General features: G+C 70.3%; 9 protein-coding genes. 2 read left to right on the top strand and 7 right to left on the bottom strand.

Annotated elements, in window-relative coordinates; translation table 11 throughout:
- A partial coding sequence (locus ABZ192_RS42430; protein WP_356929805.1) for a hypothetical protein occupies positions 1-1,257 on the bottom strand: 1,257 nt, incomplete at its 3' end.
- Entirely contained in the window at positions 1,254-2,765 is a 1,512-nt protein-coding gene (locus tag ABZ192_RS42425; protein ID WP_356929804.1) for a hypothetical protein, read from the bottom strand. The genes ABZ192_RS42430 and ABZ192_RS42425, both read right to left, overlap by 4 nt.
- Positions 2,766-2,931: 166 nt before the next feature.
- Between ABZ192_RS42425 and ABZ192_RS42420 the strand changes: the two genes are divergently transcribed.
- Positions 2,932-3,060 carry a hypothetical protein gene (locus ABZ192_RS42420; RefSeq protein WP_356929803.1) on the top strand — a complete coding sequence of 43 codons (129 nt, stop codon included), beginning with the start codon at positions 2,932-2,934 and terminating at the stop codon, positions 3,058-3,060.
- A 182-nt stretch (positions 3,061-3,242) separates the two neighbouring features.
- Here the strand turns inward: ABZ192_RS42420 and ABZ192_RS42415 are convergent, their stop codons facing one another.
- From ABZ192_RS42415 to ABZ192_RS42395, 5 genes are all read right to left on the bottom strand, one after another.
- Complete coding sequence (locus ABZ192_RS42415; RefSeq protein WP_356929802.1) at positions 3,243-3,815, bottom strand: hypothetical protein; 573 nt, start codon at positions 3,813-3,815, stop codon at positions 3,243-3,245.
- Positions 3,812-4,045, bottom strand: coding sequence for a hypothetical protein (locus ABZ192_RS42410; RefSeq protein ID WP_356929801.1), 234 nt, complete (start codon positions 4,043-4,045; stop codon positions 3,812-3,814). Before ABZ192_RS42410 ends, ABZ192_RS42415 begins: the two co-directional genes overlap by 4 nt.
- 250 nt (positions 4,046-4,295) lie before the next feature.
- Positions 4,296-4,472 carry a hypothetical protein gene (locus ABZ192_RS42405; RefSeq protein WP_356929800.1) on the bottom strand — a complete coding sequence of 59 codons (177 nt, stop codon included), beginning with the start codon at positions 4,470-4,472 and terminating at the stop codon, positions 4,296-4,298.
- 40 nt (positions 4,473-4,512) lie between these two features.
- Complete coding sequence (locus ABZ192_RS42400; protein WP_356929799.1) at positions 4,513-5,496, bottom strand: GNAT family N-acetyltransferase; 984 nt, start codon at positions 5,494-5,496, stop codon at positions 4,513-4,515.
- On the bottom strand, positions 5,493-6,092 hold the full coding sequence (locus ABZ192_RS42395; RefSeq protein ID WP_356929798.1) for a TetR family transcriptional regulator C-terminal domain-containing protein: 600 nt from the start codon (positions 6,090-6,092) through the stop codon (positions 5,493-5,495). Before ABZ192_RS42395 ends, ABZ192_RS42400 begins: the two co-directional genes overlap by 4 nt.
- Positions 6,093-6,288: 196 nt before the next feature.
- On the opposite strand from ABZ192_RS42395, the gene ABZ192_RS42390 reads away from it, so the two are divergent.
- On the top strand, positions 6,289-6,777 hold the full coding sequence (locus tag ABZ192_RS42390; RefSeq protein WP_356929797.1) for an MFS transporter: 489 nt from the start codon (positions 6,289-6,291) through the stop codon (positions 6,775-6,777).
- Positions 6,778-7,372: the final 595 nt, after the last annotated feature.

Below are 7,372 nucleotides of genomic sequence, written 5' to 3'. Positions count from 1 at the left end.
GGCAACGGTGTACGGATCGTCGAGGGCGACGTGCGCGGCGGGGTCGCCGGCCAGCAGCTCGGTGACCTGCTTGTGCGCCCCGGCCTCCCGAAGCGCGTCCAGCAGCACGGCGACGGCGTGCGGATCGTCGAGGGGGGTGTGTGCGGCGGCCCGCCCGGCCAGCTCGGTGACCTGCTCGTGCGCCCCGGCCTTCCGAAGCGCGTTTAGCAGCCCGGCAACGGTGTACGGATCGTCGAGGGCGACGTGCGCGGCGGGGTCGCCGGCCAGCAGCTCGGTGACCTGCTTGTGCGCCCCGGCCTCCCGAAGCGTGCCCAGCAGCCAGGCGACGGCGCTCGGGTTGTTGAGGGCGGTGTGTGCGGCGGCCCGCCCAACCAGCTCGGTGACCTGTCCGTGCGCCCCGACATACTGCAGCGCGTTCAGCAGCCTGTCGACGGCGTTCGGGTTGTCGAGGGGGGCGTGTGCGGCGGCCCGCCCGGCCAGCTCGGTGACCTGCTCGTGCGCCCCGGCCTCCTGCAGCGTGCCCAGCAGCCCGGCGACGGCGCTCGGGTTGTCGAGGGGGGCGTGTGCAGCGGCCCGCCCGGCCAGCACGGTGACCTGCTCGTGCGCCCCGGCCTCCCGAAGCGCGTTCAGCAGCCTGTCGACGGCGCTCGGGTTGTCGAGGGCGGTGTGTGCGGCGGCCCGCCCGGCCAGCACGGTGACCTGCTCGTGCGCCCCGGCCTCCTGCAGCGTGCCCAGCAGCCCGGCGACGGCGCTCGGGTTGTCGAGGGGGGCGTGTGCGGCGGCCCGCCCGGCCAGCACGGTGACCTGCTCGTGCGCCCCGGCCTTTCTCAGCGCGTCCAGCAGCCAGGCGACGGCGTTCGGGTTGTCGAGGGGGGCGTGTGCGGCGGCCCGCCCGGCCAGCTCGGTGACCTGCTCGTGCGCCCCGGCCTTTCTCAGCGCGTCCAGCAGCCAGGCGACGTTGCGCGGGTTGTTGAGGGGGGCGTGTGCGGCGGCCCGCCCGGCCAGCACGGTGACCTGCTCGTGCGCCCCGGCCTTTCTCAGCGCGTCCAGCAGCCAGGCGACGTTGCGCGGGTTGTCCAGGGCGGCGTGTGCGGCGGCCCATCGGGCCGGGCGACGGTCGGTGGGGTGAAGGGCGTGGAGGTGGTGGACGAGGGTGGCCGCGGCGCGGGGGTTGCCGTGGGTGGTGGCGTGCTTGTGGAGTTGGGCGGCGTCGCGGTACAGGCCGCGGTTCCACGCGGCGTCGCCGATTGCGGTCATGTCGGCGAGGTGGGCATACTGAGCGGCCGCAGTCCAGAAGTCGATGGGCGGCATGTTCTCGGCGCGGTGGTGGCGGCCGTGCTGTTCGAGGTAGTCGGCCAGCAGATAATGCGGCCCCTGCGGTCTAGGGCCCAGTCGGCAGCAGGAATGCCGCTCACGGCTGACGAGCGGCGGGGGCGCTGGTTGCGGGGGCCGCTGGTGGGGGTGGGCGTGAGGATGCCGGGGATGCCGTTGCAGGGCGTGGTGACGTAGGCGAGGACCTTGCTCAGCCAGTCGCCGTCGAGAGCGTGGTACTCGGCGTCGGTGAGGTAGCCGGGGGCGGCGTTGGCGAGCCAGTCCAGCGGGATATGGAGGCCGGCGCCCAGACGGCGGGCATCCATCGCGGCATGGATGAGGGCCCGAGTGGCGCCTTGGGCCGCTCTGTAGCGGTCCATCAGGTAGGGCACCCCGGCCAGGTACTGGGTGACCTGCGCACCCTTAGCGCGCTGGACGGCCTCCGTGAGCCGGGGGTCGGCATCCGCACCGTCAGTGGCGTCGAGCGCGGCCAGGTTGGCGGGGGTGAAAGCGTCGGGCACGTCGATCTTGTGCCCGACGAGTAGTGCGCGGGCGCCGACGTGCCGGTCGGTGGTGGTACGGGTGGTCAGGGTGTCCCAGTGGTCGGGCCACAAAGTACCCAAGACCAGTACGGGGGCGCGTGAGGGGTCGTTCAGTAGCTCCCGCAGGCCAGCCGCGACCTGCTCACCGAGCGGGTCTGGGTCCAGGTAGTGCTGGGCTTCGTTGAGCCACATGACCGTCTTCGGGGCGATGTCCGGCAGGGAGGCCAGGGCCGCATGAGGGGCGGTGGGGCTGAGGGGGTGCCACAGCCGCCAGTCGTCCGGCAATGCTCTGACGGCCTCCCACAAGGCGCGGGTCTTGCCCGTGGACGATCCCCCGACCAGGACCGCAATCCCGCTCCGTCCGGCTCTCGCCGCGTCGACCGCTTCCTTCAGTCTTACGTCGTGGTCCCGCGGGACGTAGGCGGGCAGGATCCCGAACCGGTCGCGCGCACCGCCGGTGTCCAGCGCCGGGTGGACCCCCAGGCCTCCGTCCAGAACGAGCTGGGCATCCCCGCGCAGCTCACTGATCGGGCGCCCCACGCCTCGTGCCATCCCAGCCTGCACCCACAGATCACGCACTCGCCCTGCCACATCCGGCACGTTCCAAGCGGCCCGGCGGGCCAGCACCGTGGCCACGGCCACCACATCTGCCTGCTGACCAGGCCGCTCGCCGTCGGTGATGACGCGGCGGACCGTATCCCGGCTCGGTGCCCCCTCCAGTTCGTTGTTGCCGGCGATGTCCCCGGTGATCTCATCGAGGCTGGGCGCGCCCCCTGCCAGGTACACCTCGTACAGCAACTCCTTGAGCTCGCGCAGTGCCGGCGGCCATCCCACCCTCGCCCGCTTCAGCGACCGCGCGCGCTTCGGACTCTCCTCCGGGCCCGGCCGACCGCCCCCGATGTCGCCACTCATCGCACCATCGTCCCCGATTCCGCAACCAGCCACGGCGTGAACAGCAGCAATCCTTGCGCCCGTTGACAGAACGTCGCAACTCAGAGTCGAACTCCTGCAAGGGCTGAACGTGGACAGCAAGCCGGCCAGCTGCCCCATCCACCCACCACACTCTGTGGAGGACTTCATGTCCCGCACTCGTCTGACCCGCCGCGAACGCCTTGCCCTGGCCGGAGCAGCCCTGGCCGGTGCCGTCTCCGGCACCCTCCGCGCCATCATCACCTGGCTCCTGGAGTGGCTCATGCACCTCGCCTAAGTCCACACGCCGACCACACCGACGTCAGGCTGGGCCCGTGAGCTTCACGGGCCCAGCCTGACGCACCACCTGCATGCCTCACTTACCTGAACCCGCATTACCGTTTTGACCTGCTGAAACGCCCAACGACGCCAGATAACGTTCGGGCCCGCTTGCCCGGCGGTTGGTGGCCTGCGCTCGCCTCATCGGGGTAGCTTCGCTGTCCGTTCGGGGTGGGCCGCGGTGATGTACCGCATTGCGGTGTGAGAGGAGATGCCGAACAGGCGCATCAGGTGAAGCGGGTCGTCGACCTCGAATGCCTCGTCCCGGATTCGGTCCTGCCGCAGCGTCGGCATCGTGAGTCCGGCGGGCCGGAAGATGGCGGTGAATGTGGTGCCGATGGCCGAGTGAGTGGTGTCCACCGCGGTCCATCGGTTGATCAGCAGATGCGGGTTCGTCGTCACCGGCCAGCGGCGGTGACGTACACGGAGCCACGCGGAGACGCAGCGGTAGGTGAGTTCGTCCAGGTAGATGATGTGCCGTTTGCTGGGACGCCGGACGATGAGCCGCTCACGGGACAGGTCGAGGTCGGTGAGCAGCAGTCGGCGGATGTCGGTGCCGCTAAGCGCATGGATGCAGACCAACACCATGATGAAGCGCTGGAAGTCGTTCTGCGCATGGCTGAGGACGCCGGCCAGTCGGTCCGAGGGCACGGAAGGCGGAGTCTTGTTGATCCCGGCGAGGACCAGGCCGCGGGTGGGATCGCGGAAGATCACGCCCTCTTGCCGAAGGGCGCGGAAGACGTTCCGCAGGACGATGTGGATCGAGCGGGCCGGTGTCCCTTGCGGGTGGCGATGGCCCTCTTGACGTCGTCGTGGGTGATTTCGCGCAGGCTCTCGATCCCGTCCGCGAGCCACCCCTTGAGGATCGGGTTGAGGACATGCCAGTAGCGGGCGATGCTTTGGTAGGTGCGGCCTGTGTGCTCCCACTTGCCTTCCCCGCGCACGGCCTTGATCCAGACCGAGAGTTCTTGCGCGATCGTCTCGGGCAGGGCCAGGAAGCCTGGCGGCGATCACGAGCGCGGAGAGCGGAGTTGCTGCCGCCTCGATCATGACGGTCTGCACCACGGGGCGGGAGGCGCTGCTCGCCGCGCCGGCCGCGCACGCGAGCGCCGCGATCAGCAAGGGTGTGGACGCGAAGCCCAGAGCTGCGATCAGCCCGGCCGCCGCCAACTGCGTGATCAGCAGCGTGGCACGTCACCCCACTCGGTCGGCCAGCACTCCGCCCACCAGCGAGGCCACCGCGCCGCCGGCTCCGAAGAGCGCCGCGACGACTCCCGCGAAGCTCGCCGTGTAGCCGCGTTCCGCGGTCAGATACAAGACCAGGAACGGGGCGGCGAAGGAGCCGAGCGGATGATCAGAGTGCTCGTCCACAACCACCAGAAAGACCGCGGCAGCCCGGAAACCGTCTGTCTCATCTGCGGGTGACCGAGGCTGTGGGCGGGGCGTCGGCCGTGGAGCGGTCCGCGCACGTGGGCGGGAGATCGCTCGTCCCAGTGCCGACGAGGTCTCGGCGCCATGCGGCTTCCTCGGCCAGAGCTCCGGTGCGCCGATACCGGCGCACCTGTGGCGCGTCGGACAGGCCCTCGGCGGCTTCGGTGACCGGCACGGAGCGGAAGCCGAGCCGCTCCCACCAGGGTCCGGAGTCCGTGGAGAACACATACGCCGTACGTCCTCCCAGCGCGGCCGCTTCCGCCAGAACGCGCTCGGCCAGCCGCCGGGCGGCTCCGCACCCCCGAAGATCGGGACGGACCGCGACGCTGCGCAGCAGCACGCAGTGGCCCTGCCGCTCCAGGCCCACGGCCGCGGCCGGGCCGGCCGCATCCCTAGTGAGCCAGAACCGAGTGCCGGGCGCGAGGACGTCCTGGGACGACAGGCCCTGGCCCGCAAGGAAGGCCATGAGCTCCTCCCTGTCCTGCGGCCGTGCCTCGGGCAGCGGCAGGGGCTTGGCATAGCAGCGGCTGAGCTTCTTGTCCTGGTAGGGCGGGTAGTTTGGGATCGGCGTGTACCCGGCGCGGGTGTACAGCGCGATGGCTTCGGGCTGATGGACGGCCGTCTCCAGGCGTATCTCGAAGTGGCCGAGGGCGCCGGCGGTGCGCTCAGCCTCGGCCAGGAGACGAACGGCGATTCCCCGGCCGCGCGCCTGCGGCGCGACATACATGCGCTTGAGCTCGGCCGCCGTGTCCGGGGAAGGGAAGGGCTGTACGGCACAGCAGCCGACAGGCCGGCCGTCGATTTCCGCGAGCAGGAAGCGGATCTGGGGGTGGATGTGGGCGCCGCCGGTGCAGGGCTCGTCCGGGTAACGGGCGTCGAGGTCGGCGTCGAGGTCGCGCACCAGCCGCTGGATCCTGAGGTCGTCGGCTGCGGCGGCGGTGATGATCGGGTCGGGGGAGGTCACGGGGTGCGGTTTCCTTCGAGGATCAGGTCGAGCTGGATGTCCAGGACGCGCCGCTGGATGTCGGGGGGATAGCTGCCCGGGTCGGTCACGGCGTTCAGCGCGAGACCGTCAAGACACGCCACGAGGCTGCGCACCCGGTTTTCGAGCTCCGCGCGCTCCAGGTGGTCCGGGTGGGCGGCTGCCACGAGAGTGGTCAGGCGGTCGATCCAGGAGGCGTGACTGCGAGTGTGTTCTGCGAGCAGGGCAGGATCGTTGCGGGTGCTGAGGAGGAACTGGGACCAGACGGCGGCCTCGAGGTGCCGCTCGTCGTCCAGCGGCAGGGCCTGCTCGGCCACGATGTACAGAGCGTCGCGGGCGCTCTCGCCGGCGGGAAGGGTATCGATGCGAGCCGCCATGCGGCGGTGCATCTCGCTGCGGGCGTGGGCCAGCAGTTCCTTCTTGCCGGCGAAGTAGTGCGTGACCATCCCGGTGGTGCAGCCCGCCGCGGTCGCGACCGCGCGGAGCGTCAGGCCCTCCAGGCCACTGTCCGAGACGACCTGCCACACGGCATGCGACATCGCGTCGCGCCGCTCTTCGTGGTCCACCTGTCGGGGCATCGCCCACCTCTTTGCGTAACATCTGTTGCGTAACTGCTGTTACGGTATCACGCCACTTCTTCAGTGCCTGTGTTTGAACCTCCCTTTGGACCTTCGGGCGGGCCCAGGGTGGTGGCGTGTCTGTGGCCAACGGGCCCGGTCCGGAGCAGCGTTGCCCTGACTGCGAGGCGTCGACGAGAAGAGCACCGGACTTCGGATGGTGCTGCGGGACAGGCCGTTCCTGGCAGCCGTGGGCCTGTCCTTCCTCCTGATCGTGGTGTTCCAGCAGGCGGCTGCCGGGCTGCCGGTGGCCATGGACCACGACGGCCTCACCGGGGCCCAGTACGAGCTGGTGATCAGCCTGAACGGCCCCCTCATCGTCGCCCTGCAACTGCCGCTCGGCCGCAGACTCGAAGGCTTGAACCCAGGCCGTCTGCTCGTCCTTGCCTCCCTGCTGTGCGGGGGCGGCTTCGGCCTCAACGCGCTCGCCGGAGGCCCGGCCGTATACGCGATCGCCGTCGTGGTGTGGTCCCTGGGGGAGATCGTGCACTCGCCGGCGAACATGGGCCTGATCACACGATTTTCGCCGAGCACTGCCCGAGGCCGCTACCAGGGCATCCACGCGCTGTCCTGGGCCACCGCCACCATGGCCGCACACCTGTGCGCCGGCATCGTCATCGACCGTTTCGGCCCCGACACCCTCTAGGCCACCTGCACGGTTCTCGGAGTCTGCGCCGCCATTGGCTACTGGGCCCTGCTGCTGCGAAAGCCAGACCGTCACCGGCACACACCGCACCCCACCAGCGCCACCGTGCGGCTTCGGCGTACCTGGCGTCACCCGCCCCGCTCGACGCCGCCTCACACCCCACCGGCACCTCGCACCATATCCCCGGAAGAGTGACAGCGTGAGCCGCAGCCTGAATCACCAGGACACCTCCGCACCGTGTCGCGAACGTAACGGCCGCCTCTCTCCCCCCTGACGCTTCGCCCCACGACCACCGAAGACCTCGGCGGTGTGGCCGCCTGGGAGACTGACCCGGACACCTCTCCATGGCCAGGCACGAGCACACGGACCTGGCACGAACACGCCATGGCCGACCCCGACCAGGAACGCCTCATCGCTGTCCATGCCGGGAGCCCTGTGGGATTCATCGTGCTCGCCGGCCTGTCCCGAGCCGATGGCTCGGTCGAACTGCGCAGGCACGTCCCCCGCTGAGGTATGTCTTCTGTTAGTCGCCCGTCTCGTAGACGCATTTTCCGTTGGGCGTGCGCAGACACCTCGACGTCGTGGGTGACCACAA

Source organism: Streptomyces sp. NPDC006235 (genome assembly GCF_040613735.1).
Lineage (GTDB): Bacteria > Actinomycetota > Actinomycetes > Streptomycetales > Streptomycetaceae > Streptomyces.
This window is presented reverse-complemented; position numbering and strand designations above follow the sequence as displayed.